The organism is Amycolatopsis sp. (assembly GCF_035546795.1).
Classification (GTDB): domain Bacteria; phylum Actinomycetota; class Actinomycetes; order Mycobacteriales; family Pseudonocardiaceae; genus Amycolatopsis_E.
This window is the reverse complement of record NZ_DASZWC010000001.1, coordinates 59167-74968: the sequence shown is the minus strand read 5'-3', so window position 1 is coordinate 74968 and position 15802 is coordinate 59167. Positions and strand designations below refer to the sequence as shown.

The 15802-nt window shown below is 71.6% G+C and carries 15 protein-coding genes; 7 read left to right on the top strand and 8 right to left on the bottom strand.

Annotation, left to right across the window (positions count from 1 at the left end; translation table 11 throughout):
- Positions 1-30: 30 nt before the first annotated feature.
- The 3 genes from VHD82_RS00365 to VHD82_RS00355 all read right to left on the bottom strand — a co-directional run bounded on the left by VHD82_RS00365 (position 31) and on the right by VHD82_RS00355 (position 2540).
- Positions 31-1155, bottom strand: coding sequence for a glycosyltransferase (locus tag VHD82_RS00365; RefSeq protein ID WP_325695649.1), 1125 nt, complete (start codon positions 1153-1155; stop codon positions 31-33).
- On the bottom strand, positions 1152-2084 hold the full coding sequence (locus VHD82_RS00360; protein WP_325695646.1) for a DMT family transporter: 933 nt from the start codon (positions 2082-2084) through the stop codon (positions 1152-1154). Before VHD82_RS00360 ends, VHD82_RS00365 begins: the two co-directional genes overlap by 4 nt.
- An 84-nt stretch (positions 2085-2168) precedes the next feature.
- On the bottom strand, positions 2169-2540 hold the full coding sequence (locus tag VHD82_RS00355) for a hypothetical protein (RefSeq protein WP_325695643.1): 372 nt from the start codon (positions 2538-2540) through the stop codon (positions 2169-2171).
- A 139-nt stretch (positions 2541-2679) separates the two neighbouring features.
- On the opposite strand from VHD82_RS00355, the gene VHD82_RS00350 reads away from it, so the two are divergent.
- From VHD82_RS00350 to VHD82_RS00335, 4 genes are read left to right on the top strand one after another with little or no spacing between them, the layout of a single operon-like run.
- Entirely contained in the window at positions 2680-5259 is a 2580-nt protein-coding gene (locus tag VHD82_RS00350; RefSeq protein ID WP_325695640.1) for an ABC transporter permease, read from the top strand.
- Positions 5252-5926 carry an ABC transporter ATP-binding protein gene (locus tag VHD82_RS00345; RefSeq protein ID WP_325695637.1) on the top strand — a complete coding sequence of 225 codons (675 nt, stop codon included), beginning with the start codon at positions 5252-5254 and terminating at the stop codon, positions 5924-5926. Before VHD82_RS00350 ends, VHD82_RS00345 begins: the two co-directional genes overlap by 8 nt.
- Complete coding sequence (locus tag VHD82_RS00340; RefSeq protein WP_325695634.1) at positions 5923-6588, top strand: ABC transporter ATP-binding protein; 666 nt, start codon at positions 5923-5925, stop codon at positions 6586-6588. Before VHD82_RS00345 ends, VHD82_RS00340 begins: the two co-directional genes overlap by 4 nt.
- A gap of 18 nt (positions 6589-6606) precedes the next feature.
- Positions 6607-7686 carry a GDSL-type esterase/lipase family protein gene (locus VHD82_RS00335; RefSeq protein ID WP_325695631.1) on the top strand — a complete coding sequence of 360 codons (1080 nt, stop codon included), beginning with the start codon at positions 6607-6609 and terminating at the stop codon, positions 7684-7686.
- 8 nt (positions 7687-7694) lie between these two features.
- Here VHD82_RS00335 and VHD82_RS00330 read toward each other — a convergent pair whose 3' ends face one another.
- The 5 genes from VHD82_RS00330 to VHD82_RS00310 all read right to left on the bottom strand — a co-directional run bounded on the left by VHD82_RS00330 (position 7695) and on the right by VHD82_RS00310 (position 10632).
- Positions 7695-7994 (bottom strand): hypothetical protein, encoded by a 300-nt coding sequence (locus tag VHD82_RS00330; protein ID WP_325695628.1) that lies wholly within the window; start codon positions 7992-7994, stop codon positions 7695-7697.
- Positions 7981-8211, bottom strand: a complete 231-nt coding sequence (locus VHD82_RS00325) for a DUF6364 family protein (protein WP_325695624.1) — start codon at positions 8209-8211, stop codon at positions 7981-7983. The genes VHD82_RS00330 and VHD82_RS00325 overlap by 14 nt, the downstream gene beginning before the upstream one ends.
- 20 nt (positions 8212-8231) lie before the next feature.
- Positions 8232-8690, bottom strand: a complete 459-nt coding sequence (locus tag VHD82_RS00320) for an Lrp/AsnC family transcriptional regulator (RefSeq protein WP_325695621.1) — start codon at positions 8688-8690, stop codon at positions 8232-8234.
- 76 nt (positions 8691-8766) lie between these two features.
- Positions 8767-9912, bottom strand: a complete 1146-nt coding sequence (locus tag VHD82_RS00315; protein WP_325695618.1) for a Xaa-Pro peptidase family protein — start codon at positions 9910-9912, stop codon at positions 8767-8769.
- Between the two features lie 30 nt (positions 9913-9942).
- Positions 9943-10632, bottom strand: coding sequence for a TetR/AcrR family transcriptional regulator (locus VHD82_RS00310; protein ID WP_325695615.1), 690 nt, complete (start codon positions 10630-10632; stop codon positions 9943-9945).
- A gap of 89 nt (positions 10633-10721) precedes the next feature.
- On the opposite strand from VHD82_RS00310, the gene VHD82_RS00305 reads away from it, so the two are divergent.
- From VHD82_RS00305 to VHD82_RS00295, 3 genes are all read left to right on the top strand, one after another.
- Positions 10722-11717 carry an aldo/keto reductase gene (locus tag VHD82_RS00305; protein ID WP_325695612.1) on the top strand — a complete coding sequence of 332 codons (996 nt, stop codon included), beginning with the start codon at positions 10722-10724 and terminating at the stop codon, positions 11715-11717.
- Between the two features lie 64 nt (positions 11718-11781).
- Positions 11782-12957: a glycoside hydrolase family 3 N-terminal domain-containing protein gene (locus VHD82_RS00300; protein WP_325695609.1), complete on the top strand. Its 1176-nt coding sequence runs from the start codon at positions 11782-11784 to the stop codon at positions 12955-12957.
- A gap of 127 nt (positions 12958-13084) precedes the next feature.
- On the top strand, positions 13085-15775 hold the full coding sequence (locus tag VHD82_RS00295) for a hypothetical protein (RefSeq protein ID WP_325695605.1): 2691 nt from the start codon (positions 13085-13087) through the stop codon (positions 15773-15775).
- The last annotated feature ends 27 nt before the right edge of the window (positions 15776-15802 follow it).

Below are 15802 nucleotides of genomic sequence, written 5' to 3'. Positions count from 1 at the left end.
CAGGCAGTCGCGGGCCTGTAACGGGGTTGATCAGCTGGGCGCGACGGTGGTGACACCGGTGAGCGCGCGCAGCCCGTCGGCCAGGTCGCCGGTGTGCTCGCAGTGCCGGATGGCGGCATTGGCCATCGCCTTCCACCGTCCCGGGTCGGCGATGAGCTGGCGCACGGCGGCGGACAGTTCCCCGTCGCGCTCGCACACGATCGCGAGCCCGGCTTCGGCCATCAGTTCGGCGTTTGCGCGGCCGTGCGCGGCGATCGGCCGGTGCATCAGCACGGGACGGCCACACGCCAGCGCCTCCAGCCCGGTTGCGCCGCCGGCGTTGGTGACGACCACATCCGCGGCCACCGTGTACGCGGGCATTTCGTCGGTCCAGCCGAGCAGGCGCAGCCTCGGCTCCCGTTCGGCCAGTGGCTGTAACCGTTGCAGCAGCGCGGTGTTGCGCCCGCACACCACGACCGGCAGCACGTCGGGGTGCGCGTCGAGCAGTTCGGTGGCCGCGTCCTCGACATCACCGAACCCGAGGGAGCCGCACGAGACGAGTGCGACGAACGCGCCCGGCGGTAGACCGAGCCGGGCGCGCGCCGCCTCCTGATCGCCGGGGCGGAAAGCGCTGCGGACCGGGGGCGCCGACACCGCCACCGCGGCCTCGGGGACACAGTGGAGCGCGGGTGCGACGGCGCGTTCGTGCATCACCAGGTTGAGGTCGATGTCCGCGTAGACCCAGAACGGGTGCGGCGCGAAGTCGGAGATCCACGCGCCGGCGGGCATGCCGAGGCGGTCGTGGCGGCGCAGCCAGGCCAGGCCCGCGGTGCCGAGCGGGTACGTGGACAACACCAGGTCGGGCCCGTACTCGTCGATGCGGCCGGCGAGCCGGCGGCCGCACCAGGCGCCGACGAACCGTTTCGACGCCGACGCGAACCACCGGTAGCGCCACAGGGCGCGGTAGAAGAACTCGTACAGCCACGGGGTTCGCTGCACGTTGGACACGTAGATCCAGCGGAACAGCGGGCCGACGCCGGAGCCCATCACGTCGAGCGCGTCCAGCCAGCGGGTCTCGGCATCGGGCCACAGCCGGGCGATGCTGTCCTGTAGTGCCCGTCCCGTCGCGTTGTGCCCTTCCCCCATCGCCGCGGAGACGATCAGCACCTTGTTCATGCCGCTCCCTTGCTCTGCTGCGGCCGGAATCGTGTGTCCTGGCCGGGTTGGGTGTGGTCGAGGTGTGCCGCGCGGCTGGACAGCAACACGATGCCGACGATGATCACCGCGCCGGCGATCGCTTCACCGGCGAGTGCGCCAGGGCCTGACGCGGCGGTCTCCCCCATCCACCAGACCCCGATCGCGACGCCGACGAGCGGGTCGAGCGCGGTGATCACGGCGAGCGCCGGGGTGAGGAAGCGGCCCTGCTGGAAGGTGTTCTGGCTGAGCAGGAACCCCAGCGGGCCGACAAGACAGACCAGGTAGAGGGTCCAGTGCTGGAAGGGTTCGGCCAGGCCGCTCCTGGCCTGCCCCGCGACCACCTTCATCAGCCCGGCGGTCACGCCGTAGAGCACTCCGGTGGCCACGGCCAGCCCCAGCACGCGCGCGGATCCGTGCACCAGCAGGGCGACCACGAGCGCGACCACGGTCAGCACGGCGAGCGCGATGGCCAGCGGCAGTGGCTGGGTGCCGATGGTGAAGCTGTCGGCGTTGCCGCTGGGGCGGGCCACGAGCAGGAACGCGGCGAGCCCGGCGACGCAGATCAGCGATCCGGTGACCATCACCCCGTCGAGCGGGCGGCGTTCCAGGCGTGCGGAGATCACCCCCGCGAACATCAGTGAGGTGATCAGCAGGGGTTGCACGACCAGCAGCGGCGCGAACGCCAGCGCGACCAGTTGCAGCGCCAGCCCGGCGCCGGTGGCGATCATCCCGATCAGCCACAGGGGACGGTGCGCGAGGCCGCGCAGCAGCCCGGGGTCGAGGATCTTCCCGACCGCCACCTCCTTGGTGGCGCGCGCCTGCGCCGCGCTCGCCAGTCCCATGCTGGCCGCGCCCACCACCGCTGCCGGCACGGCCAGCAACAGTGAGGTGCCGGTCGACGACACCATGCACCCGCCACCTTCCTGGGGTGGGGTCGCTGTGAAGTTTCCGGTCCCGACCCTAGCCGAACTCGGGCCGTCGGCAAGGGATCATCAGCGGGGAATCCGTTGGCGGAGAACGTGGTTGAGCAACTCGCCGCCACGATCGAGACAATCTCGGCAAATGACCGCGTGCGCCTGGGTACAGCTCATCCTGGGCAGTGGCCGGTGCCTGCCGAAGAACCCGCGCCGGACGCTGCGTTCGCAGAACTCGCACGCGTCGTCCTCGGGCGTGATCACCCGGACCAGGACGGTGCCGCCGCGGCTGCGCCGTTCCCGCCCGTCGCGCACCAGCGCCAGCCCGGCTTCGAGGCAGGACGGGCAGATCGGTCCGAGTGGTCCCGGCGCGCGGTATTCGCCTGGGGTGGGTGCCCGGCCGCAGAACCGGCATGCCGCGCCTTGTCCGTTGGTTCCGCGCTCACCCATGGCGCACCCCTTCCCCGTGACACTCCCCGGTCCTGTGTTCCACCCCGGCGGCCGCGTGAAACTCGCGGCAACGCATATGCCCGGCGACGAAACCACCGGATCGGGTCTCGGGTTCGATCTTTCGGGGTAGCGTTCGCGCATGCGAGAGACCCGGGGGATCTCCCTGCCATGGCGAAGATCGCCGCGGGCGGCGTTGTCCAGTCCACTGACGTTGTTCGTCGCCGCGGTGACCGCGTTGCTGTCGTGTTTCCTGGCGACGTCGGCGGTGCTGATCGCGGGCGCGTCGGGCGGCGCGGCCATGGACTACCTCACCGGCAACGCCTGCCCGGACGCCTACGGCGCGACGGCGACCAGGGCGTCACTGTCGCCGGCGAAGGTGCCGGCGGTGACCCGGACCGTGCAGCGGCAGGCTGCCGCGCACGGGTTCCCGCAGCCGGTCACCGGGATGTACACCGGCCCGTTCGTGCCGGTGTCGTTCGGGAACTTGGCGGGGCACAAGGTGACGCTCGGCTACCGCGATGGGGCGGCGGGCCAGTTGCAGATGCTGCGGAACACCGACAGGCCCGGGGTGCTCGTCGGTGACTCGCTGACCCGGCTGGAACCCATCGGCCCCGGTGATCGCGTGCAGTACCGGGCGGGCGTGCTGCCGGAGGTTTCCGGGGTGTACCACGATCTCGGCGTGCCACCGCCGCGCTGGTGGTGTTCCCAGCAGAGTGGCGCCACGATCTACGCCTACGCCAACGATCCGGTGCAGACGGTCATGCTGGCCACCGACCGGCAGACGTTCCTCGACACCGTGCAGGCGCTGCGCGTGCCGGCGGTGTCGTTCTCGATGACCTTCTACCTCGACCCCCCGCGCACCACGCAACAGGCCCGCGATTATCTGGACCGGTCGCGGGCGCTGATCACAGACATCCGGGCGGACCTGACCCGGCAGGGCCTCGGTGACGCCGTTTCGCTGCAGCTGCCGTTCGAGCAGTCGGTCGCACTGGCGGAGCAGGCCGGCTCCCATGTGCTGGTGTCGATCCTGCCGCTGGCCGCGATCAGCGTGCTGGTGGGCTGCGGCGGGATCGTGACGGTGGCGTTGCAGTGGTATCAGCGCCGCCACGCGCAGGTGCGGCTGCTCGCCGCGCGCGGGACGAGCCCGCCCGCGCTGGGCGGTCTGGCGGTCGCCGAGCTGGGCCTGCCGGTCGTGGCCGGTGGTGTCGCGGGCATTCTCGTGGCCCGGTTCGCCACCGGCATGTACGCCCCGCCCGGACAGATCGCATGGTGGCCACAGGTGCTGGCGGCCTTGGTCGCGGCCGGGGTGCTGGTGTTCTCACTGCTCGTGCTGGGCGCGGTCGCCGCGTGGCGGGCGCATCGCGAGTTCCAGGTCGGCCGTGCCGCGCGGGGTGAACGGTGGCGGCTGCTGCTGTTCTTCCCGTGGGAACTGCTCACCGCGGGCACCGCGTATCTGGGCTGGTCGCGGCTGTCCGGCTACGGGAACCTGAAACTGGGCACGCCGCTGGCGCAGGTGGATCCGCTGGCGCTGACGTATCCGGTGTTCGTGGTGCTGACCGCGGGACTGCTCGTGGCGCGGATCGCTTGGCTGTCGCTGCGGGCCTCGCACCGGGTGCGGCTGTGGTCGCGGCCGTCGTTGCAGCTGGCGATCCGGCGGCTGGCCGGTGCGCGGGCACCGGCGGTGGGAGTGCTTGTCGTCGGGGTGCTCGCGATCGGCACGCTCGCCGCGGGCAGCGGGATCGCGGCGGGCCAGCGCAACGCGCTCGACACCAAGAGCGGCATCCTGGTCGGCGCGGCCACCCGCGTGGATGTGGAGGCCCCGGTCGGGCGTGGCACCACGGCATTGCCGGAACCGTTGCGGGACAACAGTTCCCTGACCGGGCAGACCAGCGGCACGGGCAGTGTGGTGCTGGTCGTGGATCCGGCGACGCTGACGAGGGCGGCGTATCTGGGCAGCCTGCATGACGACGTCGAAGCGTTGCTGCCCAAGCTCGAACACCCGGTGGCGGGCGGTGTTCCGGCGATCCGCGTCGGGCACGCCCGTGATCAGTCGCCATCGCTGCCGAAGCTCCCCCCGGCGGTGGTCGTCGGTGACCTGCCGTGGTTCCCGCAACTGGGCGAGGGCGCCGGCTACGTGATCTCGCGGACCGCGCTCACCCCGGAGCAGCTGGCCACGATCCCCCGCTGGAGTTTGCTGTCCGGCCGGCCGTTGGATCAGGTTTCCGCGGCGCTGGCCGCCGCCCGGCAGACGGTGACGAACCGGACGACGCAGTCCACCTCGCTGGACGCGCTGCCGTTCTACGTCGTGGAGTGGACGTTCTCCTTCGTGACGGTGCTCGGCGGGGTGCTCGGGGTGGTGGCGATCCTCGGGCTGCTCGTCGCGGTCGAGGTGCGGCGGCGGCAGAACGCGCTGGCCGGGGCACTGGTGCTGCGGATGGGGCTGGGCATGCGGGCGCTGTTCGGCAGTCACGTGCTCGAACTCGGCGGGCTGGCCGGGCTCGCGGTGCTCGCCGGGATCGGCTGCGGCGTCGGGGTCGCGGCGGTCGCGGTGCCCCGGTTCGATCCGGTGCGCTGGCTGCCGCCGGGTTCGGTGCTGCCGGACGAGACGACGTTCGTGCTCGCCGTGGCCGCCGCCGGGCTGCTGGTGGTGCTGCTCGCGGCGTCGATCGCGGTGCGTTCGGTGCGCACGGCCCGGACCGCGGAGCTGCTGCGTGGCTGACATCTTCGAGCTGACCGGCATCGGCGTCGACTACACGACGCCCGCCGGGGTCGTGACCGGCCTGCACGACGTCACCCTGTCCGTGCCGGCGAACGGGATCACCGTGTTCGCCGGGCCTTCGGGCTCCGGCAAATCCACCCTGCTGCGGGTGCTGGGGCTGTTCGAACGTCCGGCGCGGGGCACGCTGCGGTTCGAGGGCGCGGACACCGGTTCGCTGCGCCATTCCGGGCGGCGGGCGCTGCGCCGCGACCGGCTGGGGCAGGTTTTCCAGAACCCGCCGGAGAACCTGCTGGACTATCTGTCGGTGGCCGACAATCTGCGCGCGGCCGCGCAGTCCGCGCGAAGGCGGTGCGAGCCCGGGGAGATCCTGGCCCGGCTCGGTCTCGGTGGCACCGGCGACTGGCACGTTTCGGCGTTGTCGGGCGGGCAGCAGCAGCGGCTGGCGTTCGGGTGCGCGCTGGCGCGGGGTTCGTCGGTGATCCTGGCCGACGAACCGACCTCGCAGCTGGACGAAGCGTCGGCCGATCTGGTGCTGGAGACGTTGCGGTATCTGGCGGAACAGGGGTTCGCGGTGCTCGTGGCGTCGCACGACGACCGGTTGATCGCGCTGGGTTCGCGGGTCGCGCGGTTGCGGGACGGGCGGCTGGAAGGGATCGGGGCCTCGTGACTGGACCGGTTCTGCGTGCGCTCGGGCTGCGCCGCCGTTTCCCCCATCCCAGTGGGGATGTGGAGGTGCTGCGCGGGCTCGAACTGTCGGTGGACGCCGGGGAACTGGTCACGGTGTCGGGCCGTTCGGGCTCCGGCAAGAGCGCGCTGCTGGCTCTGCTGGGCGGTTTCGACTCCCCCGACTCCGGCCGTGTCCTGCTGGGCGGGGAGCCGGTCGACGGGGCGCCGCCGTGGCACACCTGCGCCGTGCTGCCCCAGGCACTGGGCCTGGCACCGGAGCTGACGGTCGCGGAGAACGTGGCGCTGCCGTTGCGGCTGCAACCGGGTGGCGACCGCGACGGTATCGACGCGCGCGTGGCGGGGCTGCTGGGCGATCTCGGTGTCGGGGCGCTGAGCGACCGGTATCCGGGCGAGGTGTCTTTCGGTCAGCAGCAACGGGTCGCGCTCGCCCGCGCGGTCAGCGGCAGGCCGAAGGTGCTGCTCACCGACGAGCCGACGGCGCATCTGGACGCGGCGAGCAAACCGGCGGTACTGCGGTTGCTGCGCCGCTGCGCGAACGAGGGCGCGGCCGTGGTCGTCGCCACCCACGACGACGAGGTGCACGCCGCGGCGAACCGCCGCGTGCGGCTGGCCGACGGCGTGATCATGGCCGCATCGGGCTGATCCGTAGAATTCCCGGTGATGCGAAGATATCGGTGGTGGATCGGCGGGGGTGTCCTCGTTTTCGTGGTGGGTCTGGTGGCGATCTTCGTGTTCTCCGGCCCCGGCACCCCGACCGGCCCGGTGAAGCGGCCGGGCCCGCCGGGTACCGGTCCGCTGACCATCGTTTCCCTGGGTGACAGCACGATTTCCGGTGAAGGCGCCGGCGATTACACGCTGGACACCAACGGCAGCGACGGGGACTGGTGTCACCGCTCCCCCAACGCCGAGGTGTTCGAGACCGACGTGCCCGGGATCGCGGCCAAGACGAACCTGGCCTGCTCGGGGGCGCCCGCCGCGCAGGTGGCCCTGGGTGACACGAAGCAGTGGAACGAACCGTCGCAGGCGCTTCAGCTGGCGAACCTGGTCAAGGATCACCGGGTGGCGGTCGTCGTCGTGGGCGTCGGCGCGAACGACGATCCGCATTTCTCCGAGCTGGTCTCGCAGTGTTTCCAGGCCTGGTTCCTCTCCGGCAACCCGCCGTGCAGCACCGCGATCGCGCCCGGATGGCAGAGCCGGATCGACGCGATGGTCCCGAAAGTCGTGTCCGCGCTGGCGGATGTGAAGAAGGTGCTGGCACAGGCCGGTTACGAGACCGGCGACTACCAGCTGGTGCTGCAGTCCTACGCGGCACCGATCGGGCCCGGGATCCCGGCGGATCTGCAGAACCTCAACGGCTGCCCGTTCAAGACCGAGGACCTGCGGTGGGTGCGTGACCAGGGCGTGCCGGCGCTGTCGGCGGGGTTGTCCAGAGCCGCGACCCAGGCGGGCGCACGGTTTCTGGATCTCTCACGCGCCGGGCGTGGCCACGAGGCGTGCAGCGGCGGGGCCGACGCGGGCAAGGAATGGTTCTCGCGCCTGACGTTGCAGCTCAACGACCTGGCCGACGCGAACCGGGCCGGTCACGCGCTACAGGAATCCTTCCACCCCAACGCCAACGGGCATGCCGAGGTCGGGCGCTGCCTGACGGAGTTCCTCGCGACCGCGCTGCCCTCGGCGGCCTGCCTGTCCGGTTCCGACGGGAACCTGCATGCCGCGGCCACCGTCGTGGCGGCCGGGTAAGCGCTTACTCAGAGATCGAGCGCGGCGCGCAGGGCGACGTCCACCTGCTCCTGTGTGGCGTGGTCGATCTCGGCGAGGCGTTCCTGGAGCCAGCCCCGGTAGAGGCGGGTCAGGTTCAGCGTGGAGATCCAGAACCGGGAGTCCAGTGCGACGCCGAGGATGTCCTGTGGATCCTTCTCCAGCAGCTCGGTGCCCAGCAGCCAGGGGCGTTCGGACTCGTTCACGCCGTCCGAGGACAGCAGCAGGACCGTGCGTTCCCTGGCCGGCTGCGTCGGCGGCCGGTAGGTCCAGACTTCACCCCTCCGCACGCAGCTCCCGTTCGGCGGCGGCGGCTTCGGCCTCGTCGGTGGCGGCCTGTTCTTCGGCGGCGGGCGCCAGGTGCGGCCCGTAACCGGTGCGGACGGCCTCGCGGCGGGCGGCCTTGGACAGCCATGACGACAGCGAGATGCCGTGCGCCTTGGCGGCGCGCTCGGCGAACTCGATGGCCGCCGTGTCCAGCGACAGCGTGACCTTACGTGTTGCCATACCTTTTATCGTACCCGTCGTCACAGGGTGGGGGAACGCCCTTCGAACGGGGTGGACAGGACCACCGTGGTGCGGGTGGAGACCTTCGCCGATTCGCGGATGCGGCGCAGCAGGTCTTCCAGCCCGCGCGGTGAGGCCACCCGCACCAGCAGGATGTAGGACTCGTCGCCGGCGACCGAGTAGCAGGACTCGATCTCGGTGATGTGCTCCAGCCGCTGCGGGTAGTCGTCCGGGGCCGCCGGGTCGTTCGGGGTGAGCGAGATCAGCGCGGTCAACGGCAGGCCGATCAGCTCTCCGTCGAGCTGGGCGGCATAGCCGCGGATCACGCCGCGCTGTTCGAGCCGGCGCACCCGCTGGTGCACTGCCGACACCGACAGCCCGACCCGCTCGGCGAGATCGGTGAAGCTGCAGCGCCCGTCGGTGGACAGTTCCCGTGCGATGGCCTGGTCCAAAGGTTCCAGCGTGCCCTCGGTGCTCATGCGGGACACCCGCATCCGGTCGGTCCTCCACGCCGTCGCTCCTGCGTCACGCCGGCTGCGTGCGGTGCCTTGGCGCTCATGAACCCAGCACGACCAGGTCGTGCGGCCGGTTGTTGAGCGGGTCGACGCCGGTGTCGGTGACCACCACGATGTCCTCGATCCGGGCGCCCCAGCGGCCGGGCTGGTAGATGCCGGGTTCGACGCTGAACGCCATCCCGGCCTCCAGCGGCAACGTGTTCCCGCCGACGATGTAGGGCTCCTCGTGCACGTCGAGCCCGATGCCGTGGCCGGTGCGGTGGATGAAGTACTCGCCGAACCCGGCGTCGGTGATGATCTCGCGCGCCGCGGCGTCGATCTGCTCCGCGGTCGCGCCGGGGCGCACGGCCTGCACCGCTGCCTGCTGCGCGCGCTGCAGCACCGCGTACGTGTCGGTCACGTCGGCATCGCGCGGTTCACCGACCGAGTAGGTGCGGGTGGAGTCGGAGTTGTAGCCCGAGGCGATGGGGCCGCCGATGTCGATCACCACGACGTCGCCGGGCTCGATCACGCGGGCGGACACATCGTGGTGCGGGCTGGCACCGTTGGGGCCGGAGCCGACGATCACGAAGTCCGCGTGGGTGTGGCCTTCCTCGACGATCGCCGCGGTGATGTCGGCGCCGACCTCGGCCTCGGTGCGGCCGGGTCGCAGCCACTCACCCATCCGCGCGTGCACCCGGTCGATCGCCTCGCCCGCGGCACGCAGTGCGGCGATTTCGGCGGGGTCCTTGCGCATCCGCAGCTCCCGCACCACGGGACCGGCGAGGGTCTGCTCGGCGTCGCCGAGCGCGTCACGGAAAGCCAGCACGTGCAGTGCGGCGGTGTTGTCGCTGACCGCGACGCGGCCGGGCCGGCCGAGCCGGGCGGCGACCATGCGGTACGGGTCCTCGCCGTCGACCCAGGTGACGATCTCGATGCCCAGTTCGTCGGCCGGGACGTGCGCGTAGCCGGGGGCCTCCAGCTTCGGCACCACCAGCGCGGGCGCACCGTCACCGGCTGGCAGCACGAGCGCGGTGAGCCGTTCGAAGGAGCCACCGGCTTCGCCGAGGAAATAGCTGAGGTCGGAACCGGGCGCGATGAGCAGGGCGTCGGTCTCGGCCCTGGCCGCCGCCTGGCGGGCCCGGTCGAGCCGGGCGCGCAGGGTTCCCGGGTCCAGGGGTGTGGTCTGTGGTGCACGGCGCGACATGGGCCAGAGCCTATCGGGCTTCGCCATGGCTCACGTGTTGGCCAGGCGGGTGAGCCATTCGATCAGCAGCCTTCGTTCGGCGGAGCTGAGCGCCTCGAACTCCCCGGTGCGCAGCGCTTCGGACAGCGCGGACGCGCGGGTGTGCACACCGGTGTCCGGAGTGGACGGCCGCTCGGTGGTGATGTTGCCGATGACCATCTCCCGGACCTGTGCTGGCAGGCCGGGGTCGCGTTCGGAGGGCGGGGTGGCGATAACGGTGAACACCACGCCGACCCCGGTGGCCTCCACGATCCGCACCGCGCGGTCGACACTCGTGGTGAGCCGCCCCGCGTCGGCGATGCGGGTGATCATGCGGTGCAGGATCTCCTCGGCGGCTTTGCTCGCCGGCGACGCGGCGCGGCCGCTGCCGTACATCAGCTCGTAGAAGGCGGGCCGCGCGAGGCCGAATTCCAGGTGCAGGTCCCAGCCGCGGCGCAGATCCTCGACGGGGTCGTCGCTCTGCCGGAGCGCTTCCTTGCCGGCGAGGTAGGTCTCGAACCCGAAGGTGGCCACGGCGTCGAGCAGGCCGTCCTTGTCGCCGAACAGCCGGTAGAGCGTGGGCGCCTGCACCCCGGCGGCGGCGCTGACCGCCCGGGTGGACACCGCGTCGCGGCCCTTGTCGGCCAGCAGCGCGGCGGCCGCCTCGAGGATGCGGTCGCGGGTCGTCGGAACCTCCGTCATGTTTCCGATGATAACAGCTGTCCGGTAGCGCGGGTTCGCTATCGATGATACGGTGATCTCGTTATCGACGAAAACAGGAGGTGAAAGTCATGGACACCCGCAGGCTTGGCGCGACCGGGCCCGTCGTTTCGGCGCTGGGTCTCGGTCTGATGGGCATGTCGGATCTCTACGGCCCGGCGGACGACACGGAGTCGATCGCGACCATCCACGCCGCGCTCGAGGCCGGTGTGAACCTGCTCGACACCGGCGATTTCTACGGCATGGGCGCCAACGAGTTGCTGCTGCGCGAGGCGTTGCGCGGCCACGACCGGGACAACGCGGTGATCAGCGTGAAGTTCGGCGCGCTGCGTGATCCCGACGGCGGCTGGGCCGGGCAGGACGGGCGCCCTGTCGCGGTGAAGAACTTCGCCGCATACACCCTGCGCCGGCTGGGCACCGACCACATCGACATCTACCGGCCCGCGCGTCTGGACCCGCAGGTCCCGGTCGAGGACACCGTCGGCGCGATCGCCGAGCTGATCGAGGCCGGGCACGTGCGCCACATCGGACTGTCCGAAGTCGGTGCCGAGACGCTGCGCCGGGCCGCGGCCGTGCATCCGATCGCGGACCTGCAGATCGAGTATTCGTTGCTCTCACGCGGGATCGAGGCGGAGATCCTGCCCACGGCCCGTGAGCTCGGCATCGGCATCACCGCCTACGGCGTGCTGTCCCGCGGCCTGCTCAGCGGCCGGTGGAGCAGCGATCGCGCGCTGGCGGGCGGGGACTTCCGCGGTTTCAGCCCGCGTTTCCAGGGCGAGAACCTGGAGCACAACCTGAAACTGGTGGAGGCGTTGCGGGCCGTCGCCGAGGACAAGGGGGTCACCGTCGCGCAGGTGGCGATCGGCTGGGTCGCCGCGCAGGGCACGGACATCGTGCCGCTGGTCGGCGCACGCACCCGGGAGCGGCTCGCGGAATCGTTGGGCGCCAACGGGTTCGGCCTGCCCGAAGTCGACATCAAGGCGATCGAGGCCGCGATCCCGGCCGACGCCGCGGCCGGTGCCCGCTATGACGCGGGCTCGATGCACGCGCTCGACAGTGAACGCTGAGGCGGGGCGGTGCGGGCGGGCACTAAACTCCACCTGCCCGCCGACGGCACGACCTCTGGAGCCGATGAACTTCCGCACCGCACTCGCGTTCGCCGTGACCGCCGGGCTGATGGCCGGTTGCGGCGCCGAACCGGCCCCGGCCGGCGCACCGTCGCCGTCCAGCGGCGCCCCCACCCCGGCCGGCCCGTCGAGCGCGACCTCGTCGAGCGCTGCCCCGTCGAGCGCTGCCCCGTCGAGTACCGGCGGCGATGCGTGTGCGGCGGTGACCGCGCAGATGACCCAGCGCGAAAAGCTCGCCCAGCTGCTGGTGGTCGGGGTGAGTCCCACCGACCCGAGCGGGGCCGCGCGGCTGGTCCGTGAGAATCAGGTGGGGGGCATCTTCATCGGCGGCAACCCGACCACGATCCTGAGCGGCAACGCGCTGGACCAGGTGCGGGGTGGGGCACGGTGGGGTGTGTCGGTCGCGATCGACGAGGAAGGCGGCCGGGTTCAGCGCATCGACCAGCTCGACGGTGACATGCCCAGCGCCCGCACCATGGCCGAGACCATGACCCCCGCACAGGTCCGTGATGAGGCCCGCCGGCGCGCGCAGCAGATGCGAGCACGCGGGGTCACCGAGGACTACGCGCCGATCGCCGACGTCAGCGGCCAGCCCGCCGACGGCCCGATCGGTGACCGGTCCTTCAGCGCCGACCCGCACACCGCACGCACCTACGCGCTCGCGTTCGCCACCGGGCTGGCCGAGGGCGGGGTGACGCCGGTACTCAAGCACTTCCCGGGCCACGGGCACGCGCAGGGCGACTCCCACGACGGCGCGGTCACCACTCCCCCGCTGGATTCCTTGCGTACCAACGATCTCGTGCCGTATGAGAACGTCGCGGACTATGGGGCGAGCAAGGTCATGGTGGGCCATCTGACCGTGCCGGGGCTCACCGGGGGCCAGCCGGCGTCGCTCTCGCCGGCCGCGTACCGGCTTCTGCGCGAGGACTACCACTTCACCGGCGCGGTGGTCACCGATGATCTCGGTGCGATGCGCGCGATCACCAGTGACCACCCGCTGCCGGAGGCGGTGCTCGACGCGCTCCTGGCAGGGGCGGATGAGGCGCTGTGGTCCTCCGGCGGCAAGGTCGGCGCGGTGCTCGACCGCCTGGAGGCCGCGATGCGCGATGGGGAGTTGCCGGGCGCACGGGTGGACGATGCGCTCGGTCACGTGCTGCGGGCCCGACACGCCTGCGGATGAGGAATACAGGCTGAGGGACACGCCTGCGCGGGACGGCTGCCGCGTTGCGGCTTGATGTCGAAGGGTTTACACCGTTCGGCGGTACGGCCACACTGCTCGGCGCGGCCGGAGAACTGGGGAGGACACCGTGATCAAGGTGCTGCTGCGGCCTGCCGAGTACCGGCCACCGTGGTGGGGCGCGCTGCTGACGACGCTCGTCGCGGTGGTGCTGGCGGCCGGCGGGGCGCTGTTGTATGCGTTCAACGCGCCGGATCTGGACGTCGTCGGGATCGAACTGGGTGCGGTCACCCCGCTGCCCGCGGGCACCGATACGGCGCTGTGGTGGGACTTCGTGTTCATCGCCGGGTACGGGCTCGCGCTGCTGCTGGGCACGACGGCGGCGATCTGGGTGGCGTGGCTGCCGCGGGCCGAGGAGCTCACCCGTTTCGCGCGGATCGCCGCCGTGGTCACGATTCTCGCGGACGTGCTGGAGAACATCCTGTTGCTCACCGGCGAGCGTGACGCCGCCGCGGGCGCAGCGACGGTGAAGTTCTGCGCGCTGCTGCCGGCCACGCTCGTCGCGCTGTACGGGATCGTCGAGACCTGGCGGCGCGTCCTGCGCGAGTACCTGCCGCCAAGGCGGGATGTCTCGGTCGGCGAAGGCGAGGGCATCGCGGCCGCGCCGTTGGAGCAGCCGGACTTTCCCGTCGATGCCGCCGGCCAGCTGCGTGCCGCGACCCGGTGGCGTCGCGGTTATCAGGTGCCCGACGCGGTACCGGGCACTGAAGGTTTCTGCTTCTCCGGCGGCGGGATCCGGGCCGCCAGCGTCGCGCTCGGCGTCGCCCAGTCGCTGCGTGAACAGCTGCGCGACGCCCGCTATCTCGTGTCTGTTTCCGGCGGCGGCTACACCTCGGGCGCGCTGCAGCAGGCCCTCACGCCGGAAGTGGCGCAACCGGTGCCGGGCCAGGTCGTGCGTGATCCGCAGACGGTGTTCGCGCCCGGCGGGGTCGAAGAGGACCACGTGCGCCGGCACGTGAGCTACCTGGCGGACTCGGCCACCCAGACCCTCACCGCGTTCGCGATCCTCGGGCGTGGGCTGCTGCTGTCGCTCGTGGTGCTGTTCGCCCCGGCTGTCGTGCTCGGCGCCGTGACGGGCTGGCTGTACCAGCGGGTGCCGATCACGGAGCTGCCGCCATCCATTCCGGACTTTCCCGCGTTCCGTCCCGGCGCGGTGGGCGGGCTCGCCGCGGTGGTGCTGCTGGCGTTGGTGTTTTCCTTGGTGGGGCGCGGAATCTCGACGAAGACGATGCGGTTCCCGCTGCTGCTGCGGCGCTGGGCGAACCGGCTCGCGCTGCTGGGCGTGCTCGTCGCGGCGGTGGTCGTGGTGGTGCCCGTGCTGGCGTGGCTCGCCTGGCTGCTGCCCACCACCGAGACCGGCGTGCGGGTGGGCAGCCCGGTGTTCGCGGTATTGCTGACCTACGCCTCCACGCTGGCGTCGATCCTGTGGCGCAAGCGATCCACGCTCGGTAAGTCCGGTGTGGACGGTGGGCTGACCGCCGCGGTGCCCACCAGCCTGCTGCAGCGCATCCTGGTGATCCTGGCGACCACCGTGCTGGCGCTCGCGTGGCTGCTGCTGTTCGTGGTGCTCGCCGGCGATGGCGGCACGGCGCCGGCGATGTGGACGGCCGCCGGTGGCGCGGTACTGGTGCTGATCGTGGGCGGGTTGCTGGACGAGACGTCACTGAGCCTGCACCCGTTCTACCGGGAACGCCTGGCCGGGACGTTCGCGGTGCGGCGGGTGGCGCGCGACGGTGGCCAGATCGCGGTGCCGTACCCAAGCACCGAACGCACGGCGCTGTCCCGCTATGGCCGTCGCACGCCCGGTTTCCCGGAGGTGATCTTCGCGGCGGCGGCCAACCTCACCGGCGAGGGCCGCACCCCGCCGGGCCTCAACTGCGTGTCGTACACGATGAGCGCGGACTGGGTGGGTGGCCCGGATGTGGGCTGGGTGCGCACGGGCAGGCTCGAAGCGGTGGTGCCGAAGCGGTTCAAGCGGGATCTGACGGTGCAGGGCGCGGTCGCGATCAGCGGAGCGGCGTTCGCGTCGGCGATGGGCCGGTCGGCACGCTGGTTCCAGGTGCTGCTGGCGGTGTCCGGGGCGCGGCTGGGCGCGTGGCTGCCGAACCCGTCGTTCGTTCTCGCCGCGCCATCGGAGCGGGCGGACACCGGCTGGGCGTATCCGCGGATGCCCGCCGCGCGGCGGTTGCCGTACCTGTGGCGCGAGGTGTTCGGGCTGCACTCGCACAGCGACCGGCTGCTGCACGTCACCGACGGCGGCCACTACGACAACCTCGGCCTGGTCGAACTGCTACGCCGGCGGTGCAAGGTCATCTACAGCGTCGACGCGAGCGTGGACGAACCCCCGACGGCCACCACCCTGGCGCAGGCGCTCACGTTGGCGCAGCAGGAGCTCGGAGTGCGGGTGGAACTGGACGAGCCGTGGCAGGCCGAGCCGGGCAGCGGGCAGCCGCTGGCGCCGGCGAATCCGTTGAGCGCGTTGAATCCCCGGCTCGCGGCGAACCCGGTGATCACCGGGACGATCCACTACCCGCCGGAGAGCAACCTGCCCGAGGGTGGCCGCACCGGGAAGCTGATCGTGGCGAAAGCGCTGCTGTGGCGGGACCTGCCATATCCGGTGCTGTCCTATGCGGCGCACAATCCGGAGTTCCCGCACGACAGCACGGGCGACCAGTTCTTCGACGACGGCAAGTTCACCGCCTACACCGAACTGGGCCGCAGCCTCGGTGAACTGGTGCGCCAGCAGGCGGCTCGCCGGTAATTCACCGGCATCGCCGGCCGGGTGCCG

What these genes read in the sequence shown, in the direction of transcription:
- VHD82_RS00305 (WP_325695612.1), top strand. Translation starts at nt 10,722, where the DNA reads ATGGACACCCGCAGGCTTGGCGCGACCGGGCCCGTCGTTTCGGCGCTG.
- VHD82_RS00365 (WP_325695649.1), bottom strand. Translation starts at nt 1,155, where the DNA reads ATGAACAAGGTGCTGATCGTCTCCGCGGCGATGGGGGAAGGGCACAAC.
- VHD82_RS00320 (WP_325695621.1), bottom strand. Translation starts at nt 8,690, where the DNA reads ATGAGCACCGAGGGCACGCTGGAACCTTTGGACCAGGCCATCGCACGG.
- VHD82_RS00360 (WP_325695646.1), bottom strand. Translation starts at nt 2,084, where the DNA reads ATGGTGTCGTCGACCGGCACCTCACTGTTGCTGGCCGTGCCGGCAGCG.
- VHD82_RS00325 (WP_325695624.1), bottom strand. Translation starts at nt 8,211, where the DNA reads ATGGCAACACGTAAGGTCACGCTGTCGCTGGACACGGCGGCCATCGAG.
- VHD82_RS00355 (WP_325695643.1), bottom strand. Translation starts at nt 2,540, where the DNA reads ATGGGTGAGCGCGGAACCAACGGACAAGGCGCGGCATGCCGGTTCTGC.
- VHD82_RS00350 (WP_325695640.1), top strand. Translation starts at nt 2,680, where the DNA reads ATGCGAGAGACCCGGGGGATCTCCCTGCCATGGCGAAGATCGCCGCGG.
- VHD82_RS00300 (WP_325695609.1), top strand. Translation starts at nt 11,782, where the DNA reads ATGAACTTCCGCACCGCACTCGCGTTCGCCGTGACCGCCGGGCTGATG.
- VHD82_RS00315 (WP_325695618.1), bottom strand. Translation starts at nt 9,912, where the DNA reads ATGTCGCGCCGTGCACCACAGACCACACCCCTGGACCCGGGAACCCTG.
- VHD82_RS00335 (WP_325695631.1), top strand. Translation starts at nt 6,607, where the DNA reads ATGCGAAGATATCGGTGGTGGATCGGCGGGGGTGTCCTCGTTTTCGTG.
- VHD82_RS00310 (WP_325695615.1), bottom strand. Translation starts at nt 10,632, where the DNA reads ATGACGGAGGTTCCGACGACCCGCGACCGCATCCTCGAGGCGGCCGCC.